This is a genomic window from Cellulomonas sp. SLBN-39 (assembly GCF_006715865.1).
In the GTDB taxonomy this organism is placed as follows: Bacteria; Actinomycetota; Actinomycetes; order Actinomycetales; family Cellulomonadaceae; genus Cellulomonas.
The window spans coordinates 512621-527410 of record NZ_VFOA01000001.1 but is presented as its reverse complement, the minus strand read 5'-3'; the positions used below and the strand labels follow the sequence as shown (position 1 = coordinate 527410).

The 14790-nt window shown below is 74.6% G+C and carries 10 protein-coding genes and 1 tRNA gene; 9 read left to right on the top strand and 2 right to left on the bottom strand.

Annotated elements, in window-relative coordinates:
• Positions 1-252: 252 nt before the first annotated feature.
• From FBY24_RS02325 to FBY24_RS02305, 5 genes are all read left to right on the top strand, one after another.
• On the top strand, positions 253-582 hold the full coding sequence (locus FBY24_RS02325) for a PadR family transcriptional regulator (RefSeq protein ID WP_140459808.1): 330 nt from the start codon (positions 253-255) through the stop codon (positions 580-582).
• On the top strand, positions 579-1679 hold the full coding sequence (locus FBY24_RS02320; protein ID WP_142157710.1) for a hypothetical protein: 1101 nt from the start codon (positions 579-581) through the stop codon (positions 1677-1679). The genes FBY24_RS02325 and FBY24_RS02320 overlap by 4 nt, the downstream gene beginning before the upstream one ends.
• Before the next feature lie 131 nt (positions 1680-1810).
• Positions 1811-3277 (top strand): hemolysin family protein, encoded by a 1467-nt coding sequence (locus FBY24_RS02315; RefSeq protein WP_142157707.1) that lies wholly within the window; start codon positions 1811-1813, stop codon positions 3275-3277.
• Between the two features lie 101 nt (positions 3278-3378).
• Entirely contained in the window at positions 3379-4902 is a 1524-nt protein-coding gene (locus FBY24_RS02310; protein WP_142157705.1) for an NAD(P)/FAD-dependent oxidoreductase, read from the top strand.
• A 139-nt stretch (positions 4903-5041) separates the two neighbouring features.
• Positions 5042-5115 (top strand) — tRNA-Leu (locus FBY24_RS02305).
• Between the two features lie 12 nt (positions 5116-5127).
• Here the strand turns inward: FBY24_RS02305 and FBY24_RS02300 are convergent.
• Positions 5128-5535: a hypothetical protein gene (locus FBY24_RS02300; RefSeq protein WP_142157703.1), complete on the bottom strand. Its 408-nt coding sequence runs from the start codon at positions 5533-5535 to the stop codon at positions 5128-5130.
• A gap of 156 nt (positions 5536-5691) precedes the next feature.
• On the opposite strand from FBY24_RS02300, the gene FBY24_RS02295 reads away from it, so the two are divergent.
• On the top strand, positions 5692-8058 hold the full coding sequence (locus tag FBY24_RS02295; RefSeq protein WP_142157701.1) for a metallophosphoesterase: 2367 nt from the start codon (positions 5692-5694) through the stop codon (positions 8056-8058).
• 133 nt (positions 8059-8191) lie between these two features.
• Positions 8192-9589 (top strand): TrkH family potassium uptake protein, encoded by a 1398-nt coding sequence (locus tag FBY24_RS02290; RefSeq protein WP_255432173.1) that lies wholly within the window; start codon positions 8192-8194, stop codon positions 9587-9589.
• Positions 9590-9610: 21 nt separating this feature from the next.
• On the opposite strand, the gene FBY24_RS02285 is transcribed toward FBY24_RS02290, so the two are convergent.
• On the bottom strand, positions 9611-10486 hold the full coding sequence (locus tag FBY24_RS02285) for a siderophore-interacting protein (RefSeq protein WP_255432172.1): 876 nt from the start codon (positions 10484-10486) through the stop codon (positions 9611-9613).
• Positions 10487-10679: 193 nt separating this feature from the next.
• Here FBY24_RS02285 and FBY24_RS02280 point away from each other — a divergent pair, with 193 nt between their 5' ends.
• Both FBY24_RS02280 and FBY24_RS02275 read left to right on the top strand, forming a co-directional pair.
• Entirely contained in the window at positions 10680-13832 is a 3153-nt protein-coding gene (locus FBY24_RS02280; RefSeq protein ID WP_142157697.1) for an efflux RND transporter permease subunit, read from the top strand.
• A gap of 106 nt (positions 13833-13938) precedes the next feature.
• Entirely contained in the window at positions 13939-14763 is an 825-nt protein-coding gene (locus FBY24_RS02275; RefSeq protein WP_142157694.1) for a Bax inhibitor-1/YccA family protein, read from the top strand.
• Positions 14764-14790: the final 27 nt, after the last annotated feature.

Genomic DNA, 14790 nt, shown 5'->3' with positions numbered 1-14790 from the left:
CCTGTCGCGCTCCCGACGAGGTGCGCGTGGTCCTGCGAGCCGCGGGAGCACGCGCACCTTCGTCGTCCGAGGCGTGCTCTCTGCGGACAGGCATTCCGCTCTGGACGGTAGTGCGGAGTGCGGAGTAGTGTGCACCGTGCGGTCGCTGGAGGGGTGACCGCTCCGCCGGTGGCACCGGTGCCCGGCGCGGGAGCGTGGCGGGCACCGGCGTCCTGGCCGCGCCCGGGCCGGGCGCCGACGCCGGGAGGGCGCATGGACACCACGCAGCTGCTCAAGGGGGTGCTCGACCTCGCCGTCCTCGCGGTCGTCGAGCGCGAGGACGGGTACGGGTACGACGTGGTCCGGCGGCTGCGCGCCGCCGGCATCGAGGAGGTGGGTGACGCGTCCGTGTACGGCACGCTGCGCCGCCTGTACGCGTCGGGGGCCCTGACGTCGTACGTCGTGCCCAGCGACGAGGGCCCGCACCGCAAGTACTACGGCATCAACGCGCAGGGGCGGGCCGTGCTGGCCACGCAGCGCAAGGACTGGCAGGAGTTCGCCGGCACCATGGCGCGCCTGCTCGGCGAAGGGGGAGCGCAGTGAGCAGCACCACGGACGTGCCGGTCGCGCGGAGCGTGGCGGCCTACGCCGCCGCCGTCCGCGCCGAGCTGGCCGATCTCGGGCCCGAGCAGGTCGAGGAGCTGACCGACGGGCTCGAGGCCAACCTGACCGACGCGCTCGCCGACGACCTGCGCCCCCACGGTGCGGACCTCGTCGAGGAGTTCGGCGAGCCGGCCGCCTACGCCGCCGAGCTGCGCGCCGCAGCGGGTGTGGATGCCGTCCCGCGCCGCGGGGGAGCGAAGGCCCGGTTCGGTGCGCTGCGTGCCGCGGTGAGGCAGGACCTGGCAGGGGTGCGTCGTCGGCCCTGGTGGCCCGCCGTCGCCGAGACCTCGGCGGCTCTGCGGCCTCTGATGTGGGTCGTGCGGGGCTGGGTGGTCTTCCAGGTGACCGGATGGGCGCTGGGGCCGGCCGTGGTGACGCCCGGTTGGTGGCCGACGACGGGGCTGGGCGCCGTGATGGTGCTCCTCTGCGTGGGGGCGAGTGTGCAGGTGGGGCGCGGCCGGTGGTTGTCCGGACGTCGCGCTGCGCCGCTCGTCGCGATGCTGACGGTCGTGACCCTCGTCGTCTCGTACCCCGTCGCGGGGTACGTCAACCGCTACCAGGAGCGGCTCGCCGCCGCTGACGTCGGCACCACCGTCGTCACCGTGCGCTCGGATCCCGAGCCGATGGACGGCGTGGTCGTCGACGGAATGCCGGTGAGCAACCTCTTCGTCTACGACTCCGACGGGTTCCCTCTGGAGGACGTGCAGATCTACGACGACCGGGGCCGTCCGGTGCGGACCGTCTTCGACACCGAGACGCTGTGGTCCCGCCCCGATCTGGCCGAGGCCTGGCGGTTCTCCGGCGCGACGGACGTCGAGGGGCGCGAGCGGTGGAACGTCTACCCGCTGACGGGCTGGCCGAGCGACGAGCTCGTCCCCGACCTCCTCGGCGAGGCCCCGCCCGAGTGGGCGCCGCGCACGCCGCCGTTCCCGTTCGAGAAGGCGCCCAGCATCGTCCCGGCCACCGGCGCGGCCGGCCCGGACGGGACCGCTGACGCGGACGCGCAGGCCGACGGCGGCGCGCAGGTCGCCCCCTGAACGACGCAGCCCCGGCCGTCCGCCCCTGAGGCGTGCGGCCGGGGCTGCCTCTCGTCCCGGGCGCTGCCGGGCGGGTGTCCGGGCAGACGCTTAGGATCTGGTGGACCGCGATCCTTGTGAGGACACGATCCATGACCGCCGACATCTGGGCCGACATCGGCCTCGTCCTGCTGTTCATCCTCGTCGGCGGCGTGTTCGCCGGCACCGAGCTCGCGCTGGTGTCGCTGCGCGAGTCCCAGCTCGTGCAGATCGAGAAGCAGTCCACCCGTGGTGCCCGGGTCGCCTCGGTCGCGCGGAACCCCAACCGGTTCCTGGCCGCCGTGCAGATCGGCGTGACCGTCGCGGGGTTCTTCTCCGCGGCGTTCGGCGCGTCGACGCTCGCACCGTCGGTCGCGCCGCTGCTCGTCGACCTCGGGCTCGCGCAGGGCACGGCCGAGGGCGTGGCGCTGGTGCTGCTGACGCTCGTCATCGCGTACCTGTCGCTGGTGCTCGGCGAGCTCGCGCCCAAGCGCATCGCGATGCAGCAGTCGGCGCGGGTCGCGCTGTGGGTCGCGCCGCCGCTGGACAGGTTCGCGGCGCTCATGCGCCCGGTGGTGTGGCTGCTGTCCGTCTCCACCGACGGCGTGGTGCGCCTGCTCGGGCTCGACCCGCGCGCCACGGGCGAGCAGATCAGCGACGAGGAGCTGCGCGACCTCGTGCGCACCCACCCGGACCTGCCGGAGGACGAGCGCCGGCTCATCGCCGACGTGTTCTCCGCGGGGGAGCGGTCGCTCGTCGAGGTCATGCGCCCGCGCGCCGACGTGCAGTTCCTCGAGGCGTCGTCGCCGATCGCGACGGCCGCGCGGCTCGTCGGCACGCTGCCGTACTCGCGGTACCCCGTCACGGGCGAGGACTTCGACGACATCGTCGGGTTCGTGCACGTGCGCGACCTCATCGCCCCCGTGGCCACCGCCGTGGCCGACGCGGACGCGGACCCCGACACGCGCGGCGGGGGCGGCGTCGTCGAGGCCATCGTGCAGGTCTCCGGCACGACGGTCGGTGACGTGACGCGCCCGATCCTGTCGCTGCCCGGCACCAACGCGGTGCTGCCCACCCTGTCGACGATGCGCCGGACGGGCGCGCACATCGCCGTCGTCGTCGACGAGTACGGCGGCACCGACGGCATCGTCACCCTCGAGGACCTGCTGGAGGAGCTCGTCGGCGACATCGTCGACGAGTACGACGTGGTGCCCGTACCGCTGGTCGGCACCGAGGAGGACCTCGACGCGGGGCTCACCCTCGAGGAGTTCCGCGACCGCACCGGCGTCGAGCTGCCCGACGGGCCGTACGAGACGGTCGCCGGGTACGTGCTGGCCCGGCTCGGCCGCATCCCCGGCCCCGGGGACAGCGTCGACGTGGCGACCGAGGTCGCCGACGAGCACGACGGCCCGCCCGCGACCCGCGTGCGGATCGAGGTGCGCGAGGTCGACCGTCGGCGCATCACCGCCGTCCGGGTCGCGCACGTGCTGCCCGCACCGGCGCCCGGGGACGACGCCGGGGTCGAGGGGCGGCCCGTCGCGCTCGCGGACGCCGAGGCGGGACCGGCCCCGCAGGACTGACGTCCCCCTGACCTGCGCGGGTGCGGACGGGGTCCCGGTGTGCTGGCCGTCACGGCCTCCGGGGGCGGCGCGCGCGCCCGTGCGCGTCTACCGTATGAGGCATGCCTCAGTCGTCCTCGGCGTCGGTCGACGCCCCCGCAGCGAGCGCCCCGGCACCCGCCGGCAAGCCGCGCAAGGTCCCCCGCGTGCTCGTCCTCGGCGGCGGCACGGTCGGCCTGTACTCCGCGCGCCGGCTGCGCAAGCGGCTCGGCAAGCGCGAGGCGGCCATCGTCGTCGTCGACCCGCGGCCGTACATGACGTACGCCCCGTTCCTGCCCGAGGCCGCGGCCGGGTCCATCGACCCGCGCAACGTCGTCGCCCCGCACCGTCGCGCGCTCAAGGGCGTCGACGTGCTGCAGGGCCACGTCTCGCAGATCGAGCACGCCAAGCGCCGCGTGCAGATCACGCCCATCGAGGGCGAGGCGTACTGGGTGACGTACGACCACCTCGTGGTCGGCCTCGGCTCGGTGGCTCGCACGCTGCCCATCCCGGGCCTGGCGGAGCAGGCGATCGGCTTCAAGAACGTCGAGGAGGCCATCGCCGTCCGCAACCACATCCTCGGGCGCATCGACGTCGCCTCGAGCACGTGGGACCCCGAGCTGCGCAAGAAGATGCTGACGTTCGTCTTCGTCGGCGGTGGCTTCGCGGGCATCGAGGCCCTCGCCGAGGTCGAGGACATGGCCCGGTACGCCGTGCGGCACTACAAGCAGATCGAGCAGGAGGAGATGCGCTTCGTCCTCGTCGAGGGCAGCCGGCGCATCCTCCCCGAGGTGTCGGAGGAGCTCGGCGGCTACACGCTCGAGACCCTGCGCAAGCGCGACATCGAGATCCACCTCTCGACGTTCCTGTCGTCGTGCGTCGACGGCCACGTCGTCCTGTCGACCGGTGTGGAGTTCGACGCCGAGACGATCGTGTGGACCGCCGGCGTCAAGGCCAACCCGGTGCTGCAGGACTCGGACCTGCCGCTGGACAAGATGGGCCGTGTCATCTGCAACGCCAAGCTGCAGGTCACCACGGCGGACGGCGAGGTCGTCCCCGACGTGTTCGCCGCCGGTGACTGCGCCGCCGTGCCCGACCTGTACAACCCGGGCATGACCTGCCCGCCCAACGCCCAGCACGCGCTGCGCGAGGGCAACCACATCGGCGACAACCTGGCGCGCGTCATGCGCTCGGCCGAGCCGACCGAGTACAAGCACCGCAACGTCGGTGCCGTCGCGTCCCTCGGCATGTACAAGGGCGTGGCGCAGATGTTCGGCAAGATCAAGGTCCGCGGCTTCTTCGCCTGGGTCCTGCACCGCACGTACCACGTGTTCGCGATGCCGACGGTGAACCGCAAGCTGCGCATCATGGCCGGCTGGACCGGGTCGGTGCTGCTGCGCCGCGAGGTCGTCGCGCTCGGTTCGCTGCACGACCCGCGCGCGGAGTTCCGCGCCGCGTCCGTGCCGCCGAAGCCGCGCGAGGACAAGCCCGCCGAGCAGGCCGCCGCCGCGCCGAAGGCCGACGCGAAGCAGGAGGCCCTGCCCCCGCAGAAGGCCGAGGCCGGCTCGCCCGCCGAGAAGTCCGACGCGCACGCGAAGAAGGACTGACCCGCACGACGCCCGACGGCCCCGCACCACCAGCCCAGCTGGTCCGGTGCGGGGCTGTCGCCGTCGCCGTCGCCGTCCCCGCCCACGGCCGGTGCGAGGCGTGGCCGCGCGGTGCCATGCCCTGGCACGATGGCGCCGCGCCCCCGTAGCCCAACCGGCAGAGGCAACCGGCTTAAACCCGGTCCAGTCCGGGTTCGAACCCCGGCGGGGGCACCGCGGGGCCGCTCAGCGGACGACGGTCACCTCGGTGACGCGGTAGCCGTCGGCGTCGGTGCCCTGCACGGCCATCTCGAGCGTCACCTGGCCGTTGCCGAACGCACCGGTCCACGTGCACACGACAGGCTCGGGCGTCTCGCCGGGCTGCGCGCAGCCGCCCCAGCGCATCTGCGGGTCGTCCACGGCCACGGGCAGCTCCTCGGTGACGCCGGGCGCGCCGTACGCGTCGACGAGGGCGGCGTCCGTGGCGACCCACCCCTCGTACAGGCACACCGCGGCCTCCTCGGCGCCGACGGGCTCCGCGGGATCGGTGGTGCACGTGACGTCCGGCGGCTCGGGCGCACCCGTCGTGCAGCCGGTGATCAGGACGAGCGCAGCGACCAGCACCGCTGCGCGACGACGTCGCGGGGCCCCCATGGACGGGACCATAGCGGCGGCGGGCGCGCCGTGTCCGGGGAACGGCGGGGTTCTCGTCCCGGTGTGCCGGCCACCCGCTCGGCGGGTGCCGGGTCTGCGGGTGATTGACAGGGTTTGTCCCCGGGGTTCCACTGGACGGTGACGCGAGGAGGCGCCATGCCGTCACATCCCGTCACCGTCGCACCGACGGTCGCCCGGCGCGACCGACGACGCAGGCCCCGGAGGGTCGGAGCCGTCCTGGCGGCGCTCCTGCTCGTCCCCCTCGGCGCGGTCGCCCCGGCGGCGGCCGCGGACCCCGAGCCGTTCACGTTCGTGGTGATCCCCGACACGCAGAACTACGTGAGCACGTCGGCGAACCAGGCGATCATGGGTGCGCAGACGCAGTGGGTGGTGGACCAGCGCGACGCGCTGGACATCGCCTTCGTCGCACACCTGGGTGACCTCGTCGGCGACGAGACGGTCGCGGTGCAGTGGCAGCGGGCGTCGACGCACATGGCGGTGCTCGACGCGGCGGGCGTGCCGAACGCCGTCCTGCCGGGCAACCACGACATGGACCTCACGACCGGCCAGGCGCCGCTGTACCAGCAGCACTTCCCGGTGAGCCGGTACGCGGGGGCGTCGTGGAACGGTCCGGCGGCGTCGTACGGCGGGTACCTGGGGCAGGGCAACCACGGGCCGGACGCCGTCGACCGCCAGAACATGGACTCCTACGCGCTCTTCACCGCGGGCGGCATGGACCTGCTGCTGCTCAGCCTCGAGCTCAACCCGTCCGACGCGGCCGTCGACTGGGCGCGTCGGGTGCTGGCGGCGTACCCCGACCGTCGGGCGATCCTCGCGACGCACTCCTACACGGACCTCGCCGGCGGGCTGAGCCGGCAGGTGGCCCGCGCCGACGGCGGCAACAGCGGTCAGGACCTGTGGGACGAGCTCGTGCGCCCGAGCTGCTCGGTGTTCCTCGTCGTCAGCGGCCACTTCAGCGAGGGCGACCTCGGCGAGGCCCGTCGCACCGACACCAACGCGTGCGGGCAGCCGGTCCACGCGGTCCTCACCGACTACCAGGACCGTGCGCGGGGCGGCGACGGCTGGCTGCGGTACTACACGTTCGACCCGGCGGCCGACGAGATCCGCGCCGTCACGTACTCCCCGACGCTCGGCCGGTACGAGACCGACGCGGACAGCCGGTTCGCGCTGCCCTACCCGATGACGGGCGACCCGCCGCCGGACGGCCCGCTGGCCGCGGACGCCTTCGGCCGGACCGTCACCGGCGGGTGGGGAACCGCCGACGTCGGCGGGACCTGGACGGTCGGGGGCGGGGCCGCCCGGTCGTCGGTCGCCGCCGGCACGGGGCGGCAGAGCCTGCCGCCCGGCGGCACCGTCACCGCCACGCTCGGCGGGCTGTCCGCCACGTCCACGGACCTGACCGCGACGTTCGCGGCGGACCGGCTCGCGGCCGGCTCGGTGTACGCCACGGCGGCGGGGCGGGTCGTCGGCTCCGCGGACTACGCGGCGCGCGTCAAGGTGCTGCCCACCGGTGCCGTGCAGCTGCACACGGCACGGTCGGGCACGGTGCTGGCCGGCGGCACCCTGCCGGGGGTCACGCTGACCGCGGGCGAGCGGCTGCGGGTGCGCGTGCAGGTCGAGGGCACCGCGCCCACGACCGTGCGGGTCCGTGCGTGGGAGGTCGGCACCGCCGAGCCGACCACGTGGTGGCGCACGTCGACGGACTCCACCGCCGCGCTCCAGACCGGCGGCACGGTCCGGCTCACGGGGTACGCGGGCTCGGCGACGACCGGCGGTGCGCTGACGGTGCACTGGGACGACCTCGTCGTGACGACCGTCGGCGGGACACCCCCGCCGCCCCCGCCTCCGCCTCCGCCCCCGCCGCCCCCGCCGCCGGTGGACCAGCCGCTGGCCGCGGACGCCTTCGGGCGCACCCTCGTCGGCGGGTGGGGCGCCGCCGACGTCGGCGGCCCGTGGGCGCTCGGCGGCGCGGCCGCACGCTTCGGGGTCGACGGCGGGGCGGGCGTCGTCCAGGTCCCCGCGGGGTCCACGCTGACCGCGACGCTCGCGTCCACCGGTGCGACGGCCACGGACGTGCAGGTGGTGCTCGCCCCCGCGGCGGCCTCGGACGGCCCGCTGTACGCGACCGTCTCCGGCCGGGTGGTCGGCTTGGCGGACTACGGCGCACGCGTCAAGCTCCTCGCCGGCGGCGGCGTGCAGCTGCACACCGAGCGGTCCGGCACCGTCCTGGCCGGCGGCACGCTCCCCGGCGTGACGCTCGCACCGGGAGCCCGGCTGCGCGTGCGCGTCCAGGTGCAGGGCACCGCGCCCACCCAGGTGCGCACCCGGGCGTGGCTCGACGGCACGCCCGAGCCGACCACCTGGTCGGGGACCTCGAGCGACACCGCCGCAGGCCTCCAGCAGGCCGGCGGCGTGCGGCTCACGACCTACCTCAGCTCGTCGACCACGACCGGGCCCGCCACCGTCCGCTGGGACGACCTGCTCGTGACCCCACCGGACTGAGCCGGGACCGGCCGCCCGTCCGGGTTCCGTCAGGATTCCGCCCGGACGGGTGACAGGACCGGGCCGAGGGGTGTCGCGAACCGCATACTGCCGGGCGGCGGTGCGCACCGTGCGCCCGGGCGGAGGTGCGCACGTGACGGTCGGACCCGGCTTCACCGCGGCCCGCCTGCCCGCGCTGCGCCAGCCCGCCGGGCGCCCCCGCGGGGACTGGCAGCGGCGACCCGGACGTCTCGTCGTCGGCGGGTTCGCCCTCGCCGTGCTGATCGGCACCGGGCTGCTCATGCTGCCCGCGGCGCACGCCGACGGTGTCACGATCAGCCCGCTCGCGGCCCTGTTCACCGCGACGTCCGCGGTGTGCGTCACCGGGCTCGTCGTCGTCGACACCGGCACCGCGTGGTCCGGCTTCGGGCAGGTCGTGATCCTCGCGCTCATCCAGGTCGGCGGTTTCGGCATCATGACCCTCGCCACCCTGCTGGGCCTGCTGCTCTCGCGGCGGCTCGACCTGCGGTCCCGCCTCACCGCGGCCGTCGCCACCCGCAGCGACGGGCTGGGCGACGTGCGCACCGTCCTGCTCGGCGCGGGCGTCATCACGATCCTCACGCAGACGGGCGTCGCGCTCGTGCTCGTCGCGCGGCAGGTCCTCACCTACGGCGCGGACCTCGGCGACGCGACCTGGTGGGGCGTGTTCCACGCGACGTCAGCGTTCAACAACGCCGGGTTCGGGCTCGCGGCCGACAGCCTCGTGCAGTACCAGGCCGACCCGTGGGTGTGCCTGCCGCTCGTCCTCGCCGTCCTCGTCGGCGGGATCGGCTTCCCCGTGCTGCTCGAGCTGTTCCGCACCCGCCGCCGCGTGTCGCGCTGGTCCCTGCACACGCGCATCACCCTCGTGATGACCGCCGTGCTCGTGCCCGTCGGCACCCTGGCCGTGCTCGCGGGGGAGTGGGGCAACCCCGGCACCCTCGGCCCCATGCCGTTCTCGGAGAAGCTGCTCAACGCGCTCGTGCACGGCGTCATGCCCCGCACCGCCGGGTTCAACTCCCTCGACATGGCGTCCCTCGACGAGGGCACCCTGCTGACCACCGACGTCCTCATGTTCATCGGCGGCGGCAGCGCCGGCACCGCGGGCGGCATCAAGATGACGACGTTCGCGGTGCTGCTCGCGGTCATCTGGGCCGAGCTGCGCGGCGACCCCGACGTCACCGTCTTCGACCGGCGCATCACACCGACGTCGCAGCGGCAGGCGCTCGCGGTCGCGCTGCTGGGCGTCGCGCTCGTCATGGTCCCGACGATCGTCATGTCGACCACCTCGGACTTCGGCGTCTCCGACATCCTCTTCGAGGTGGTGTCCGCGTTCGCGACCGTCGGGCTGTCGACGGGCATCACCGCCCAGCTCGACGGCACGCACCAGCTCATGCTCGTCGCGCTCATGTTCGTGGGGCGCCTCGGCCCGATCACGTTCGGCACCGCGCTCGCGCTGCGGGAGCGGCGCCGGCTCTTCCGGCACCCCGAGGGCGCGCCGCTCGTCGGCTGAGCGCCCGGTCCGGGTGAGACCTCAGTCCAGGCCGGCGGCCTGCTCCGCGTCCTCGATCTGCTGCGCCCAATCCCGCTTGGTGCGGCGCCAGCCCTCGTCGTCGACCCCGAGGCGCCAGTACCCGGAGATCGACAGGTCCGCGCGCGCGACCTGCCGCTCGGCGCGCAGGTACCCACGCAGGTCCTTCACCGCGCCCGCCTCGCCGTGCACGAACGCGCCCACCCGCCCCTCCGGCCACGGCCACGCGCGCACCGCCGCGACCAGGCCCGCGCCCGGGGCCGCAGCGCCCTGGTGCACCCACAGCACCCGCACCCCCGCCGGGGCGTCCAGCACGACCTCGTCGGCAGGCCCGTGCACCTCGACCACCACGAGCCCCGCCGCGTCCCGCGGCAGGCGCTCCAGGCCGACCGCGATGGCCGGCAGCGCGCTCGCGTCCCCCGCCAGCAGGTGCGCGTCGGCGCCCGGGTCCGGGGACCAGGCCCCGCCGGGCCCGTAGACCAGGACCTCGTCACCGGGTTGCGTGGTCACCGCCCAGGGCCCCGCGAGGCCCTCGTCGCCGTGCACCACGAGGTCCAGCGTCAGCTCGAGGGCCGCGGCGTCCCAGGCCCGCACCGTGTACGCCCGCTGGCGCACCTGCGCCCCCTCCGGCAGCGCCGCCCGCAGCGCCTCGACGTCGATCCGCCCGTCGGCGCCGAGCGGTCGCGGCCCCGACGGTGCGAAGCCCAGCTTGACGTAGGAGTCCGCGTGCTCCGGGGTGCCGAACGGTGCCATGCCCGGCCCGCCGAGGACCACGCGCACCAGGTGCGGCGTGAGCCGCTGCGTGCGCAGCACCCGCGCGAGGAGCGGCGCCGGCCGGCGTCGCGGCGGGACGAGGGGGAGCGTCGGTCCGGAAGTCACGAAGGGAAGCCTAACCTCACGCCGCCGGGTCGGCGCCGCGGGGCGCTCGGGCGGGTCTCGCCACCGTGGGCGGCACCTGTCAGGCTGCTGTGCGGGGCGCGGGAACCCGCTGAGACCGGCGGGCGTTGCCCCAGCGTCACCGCCGTCCCACCGGCCACCCCCCGTGCCGCACGGCACCCCACGCGGAGGATCCATGTCCCGGCTCGCCCGGCTCTCGCTCGCCAACCGCTCGGTCGTCGCGCTGCTGACCGTCGGCATCGTCCTCTTCGGCTGGAACAGCCTCGGCTCCCTCAAGCAGGAGCTCATCCCGTCGCTGCAGATCCCCACGGCCGTGGTCGTCGCCGTCGACCCCGGCGCGTCGCCGCAGCTCGTCGAGTCCCAGGTCAGCGAGCCGATCGAGCAGGCCGTGAGCGGGATCGACGGTGTCGAGTCCGTGACGTCGACGTCCTCGACGTCCGTCTCGACCACCGTCGTCGAGCTGACCTACGGGATCGACCTCGACGCCGCCGCGCAGGACCTCGAGCAGGCCGTCGGGCGCGCGAGCCTGCCCGAGGGCGTCGAGCCGACCGTCGTGCGCGGCTCCATCGACGACTTCCCCGTCGTGCAGCTCGCGATCGCCGGCACCCCGGCCGACGTCGCCGACGGCGAGGACGCCGACGCGGCCCTCGCCCGCGCCGTCGAGGAGGTCGTCGTGCCCCGCCTCGAGCAGGTCGAGGGCGTGCGCGACGTGTCCGTCACGGGCGTGGCCGAGCAGGCCGTGACCGTCTCCCTCGACCTGCCGGCGCTCACCGCCGCCGGCCTGAGCCCCGCGGCCGTGCAGACGCTCCTGCAGGACAACGGCGTCGTCCTGCCCACCGGCACCGTCGACGACGGCGACCTGACGCTGTCCGTCCAGGCCGGGTCCGAGATCAGCACGGTCGCCGACCTCGAGGCCCTCCCGCTGCTCGGCTCCGCGACCGGTGCGCAGGTCGTCCTCGGCGACGTCGCCGACGTCGTGCTGGCCCCCGTGCCCGCGACGTCGTACTCCCGGCTCGACGGGGAGCCCGCGCTCGCCGTCGGCCTGACCAAGACGCCCGACGGCAACACCGTCGACGTCTCGCACGGCGCGCAGGACGCGGTCGCCGAGCTCGCCGACCAGCTCGGCGGGGACGTCGACGTGGCGGTCGTGTTCGACCAGGCGCCGTTCATCGAGGAGTCCATCGAGGGCCTGGCCACCGAGGGCGGGCTCGGCCTGGTGTTCGCGGTCGTGGTGATCCTGCTGTTCCTCGGCTCGGTCCGCTCGACGCTGGTCTCCGCGATCTCCATCCCGCTGTCGCTGCTCGTGACGTTCATCGGCCTGCGGCTGAGCGGCTACTCGCTGAACATCCTCACGCTCGGCGCCATGACCATCGCGATCGGGCGGGTCGTCGACGACTCGATCGTCGTCATCGAGAACATCAAGCGGCACCTGTCCTACGGCGAGGCCAAGCGCGACGCGATCCTCACCGCGGTCCGCGAGGTGGCGTCGGCCGTCACGTCCTCGACGGTCGCGACCATCGCCGTGTTCGCCCCGCTGGCGATCGTCGGCGGCGTGGTCGGCGAGCTGTTCCGGCCGTTCGCCATCACCACGGCCGTCGCGCTCGCCGCGTCGCTGCTCGTCTCGCTGACGATCGTGCCGGTGCTCGCGTACTGGTTCATCCGCGGCGACCACGCGGCCGACGAGGCCGGTGCCGCGGCGCGGGCGGCGGCCGAGGAGAAGGAGCGGCGTGGCGTGCTGCAGCGCTCCTACCTGGCCACGCTGCGCGGCGCGCTCGCGCACCCGGTGCTCACGCTGCTCGCCGCCGTGCTCGTGTTCGTCGGCACGCTCGGGCTCACCACCCGGCTGGAGACCAACTTCCTCGGCGACTCCGGGCAGGACACGCTGACCGTGACCGAGGAGTTCGCCCCCGGCACGTCGCTGGCCGTGCAGGACGAGGCCGCGCGCGAGCGCGAGCAGGCGCTGCTCGACGTCGCCGGCGTCGAGACGGTGCAGACGACCGTCGGATCGGCCGGCGGTGCCGAGGCGGCGTTCGGCGGCGGCGGGGGCGCGCCGAGCGCGTCGTACGCGCTGACCCTCGCCGAGGACGCCGACCCCGAGGTCGTCCAGGACGACGTGCGCGCGGCCGTCGAGGGCGTGGAGGGGATCGTCGTCTCCGGCGGCGACGCGGCCTTCGGGTCCTCCACGGTGGACGTCGTCGTGCAGTCCGACGACCCCGACGAGCTCGAGGACCTCGCGTCCCGTGTGCAGGAGGCCGTCGAGGGGGTCGAGGGCACGACCGACGTCACCAACGACCTGGCGTCCGCGCAGCCGACCGTGCAGGTCACGGTCGACCGCGAGGCGGCCGCCGCCGTGGGGCTGACCGAGACCGCGGTCGTCGGCACCGTCGCCGGGCTCATGAGCCCGCAGCCGGTCGGCACGGTCGACCTGGGCACCGGCCCGGTCGACGTGACGGTCGAGGCCGGCGAGGTTCCGGCCACGGTCGCGGACCTCGAGGCGGTCGTGCTGCCCACGGCCACCGGCCTCGTGCCGCTCACCCAGGTGGCGGAGGTCGCGACGGTCGACGTCCCCGTGCAGGTCACCCGCATCGACGGGCACCGCGCGGCGACCGTCTCGGCGACGCCGGCCGACCAGGACCTCGGCGCGCTGACGACCCGCCTGCAGGAGGCCCTCGACGCGATCGAGGTGCCCGCCGGGGCGAGCATCGAGGTCGGCGGCGTCGCGGCCGACCAGCAGGACGCGTTCGCCGACCTCGGCCTCGCGCTCCTCGCCGCGGTCCTCATCGTCTACGTCGTCATGGTCGCGACGTTCCGGTCGCTGCTGCAGCCGCTGGTGCTCATGGTCTCCGTGCCGTTCGCGGCGACCGGTGCGCTGCTCGGCCTGCTGCTCACCGGCACCCCGCTGGGCGTGCCCGCGCTGATCGGCGTGCTCATGCTCGTCGGCATCGTGGTGACCAACGCGATCGTGCTCATCGACCTGGTCAACCAGTACCGGGCCCGCGGGCGCGACCTGGCGGAGGCCGTCACCGAGGGCTCGCGCAAGCGGCTGCGGCCCATCGTCATGACCGCGGCGGCCACGATCTTCGCGCTCGTGCCCATGGCGTTCGGCCTCACCGGCGGCGGGGTGTTCATCTCCCAGCCGCTGGCGATCGTCGTCATCGGCGGACTGCTGACCTCGACGCTGCTCACGCTGGTCGTCGTGCCCGTGCTGTACACCCTCACCGAGGGCGCGCAGCTGCGGGCGGCCGACCGTCGCGCCGCCCGCCGTCAGGCCCGCGCCGACCGCCGCGCGGCCCGGAAGGCCGGCGCCGCCACGGAGACGACGGACTGAGCGCCGTCGTGGGAACGAAGCGGATACCCGCCGCGTTCGGTACGTTGACGACAGCGGCACGGGCGACCGCCCGTGCCATCCCGGCCGGTCACGACCAGGAGCAGCAATGACCAACCCCGTGTTCTCCAACAGTCCCCTCTTCGGGGACCCGAACGACAAGCGCCGCCGCGGCCAGGGCGCCACCGCCGTGTCCTACGGCACCGCGGGGGCGCAGACGGCCGACGCCGCGACCCTCGAGCAGATGTACGGCTCCCCGTCCGCCACCACGCGGGACACCGGACGCCTCACGTACGACGACGTCATCGTCAAGACCGGTGGCCTGCTCGTCGTGCTCGTCGCCACCGCGGCCGCCACCTGGGTGCTCGCACCCGGGCTGTGGATCATCGGTGCCGTGGTCGGCCTCGTGCTCGGCCTGGTCAACGCGTTCAAGAAGAACCCGAGCCCCGTCCTCATCACGCTCTACGCGATCGCGCAGGGTGTGTTCCTCGGCGGCATCAGCGCGATCTACGAGACGGCGTACGACGGCATCGTGGGCCAGGCGGTGCTCGCCACCGTCGCGGTGTTCGCGACCTCCCTCGTGCTGTTCCGGTCGGGCAAGGTGCGCGTCACGCCGAAGTTCCAGCGCATGGTGCTCATCGGCATGGTCGGCTACCTGGTGTTCTCGCTGACCAACTTCGCGCTCTCGTTCTTCATCCCGTCGTCGGGCTTCGGTCCGCTGCGGGGCGGGTGGATCGGTGTCGCCGTCGGCCTGGTGGCCGTGGCGCTCGCTGCGGCCAGCCTCGTCATCGACTTCGACGCGATCAAGCGCGGCGTCGAGCAGGGTGCGCCCGCGAAGATGGCCTGGGCGGCCGCCTTCGGGCTCATCGTCACGCTCGTGTGGCTCTACCTCGAGCTGCTGCGCCTGCTCGCGATCCTGCGCGGCGACAACTAGCCCCAGCCACGACGAGGCCCCCGCCCG

Excerpts from the sequence above, each read along its gene's own strand:
- FBY24_RS02275 (WP_142157694.1), top strand. The coding sequence starts at position 13,939 with ATGACCAACCCCGTGTTCTCCAACAGTCCCCTCTTCGGGGACCCGAAC.
- FBY24_RS02310 (WP_142157705.1), top strand. The coding sequence starts at position 3,379 with ATGCCTCAGTCGTCCTCGGCGTCGGTCGACGCCCCCGCAGCGAGCGCC.
- FBY24_RS02315 (WP_142157707.1), top strand. The coding sequence starts at position 1,811 with ATGACCGCCGACATCTGGGCCGACATCGGCCTCGTCCTGCTGTTCATC.
- FBY24_RS02295 (WP_142157701.1), top strand. The coding sequence starts at position 5,692 with ATGCCGTCACATCCCGTCACCGTCGCACCGACGGTCGCCCGGCGCGAC.
- FBY24_RS02300 (WP_142157703.1), bottom strand. The coding sequence starts at position 5,535 with ATGGGGGCCCCGCGACGTCGTCGCGCAGCGGTGCTGGTCGCTGCGCTC.
- FBY24_RS02280 (WP_142157697.1), top strand. The coding sequence starts at position 10,680 with ATGTCCCGGCTCGCCCGGCTCTCGCTCGCCAACCGCTCGGTCGTCGCG.
- FBY24_RS02325 (WP_140459808.1), top strand. The coding sequence starts at position 253 with ATGGACACCACGCAGCTGCTCAAGGGGGTGCTCGACCTCGCCGTCCTC.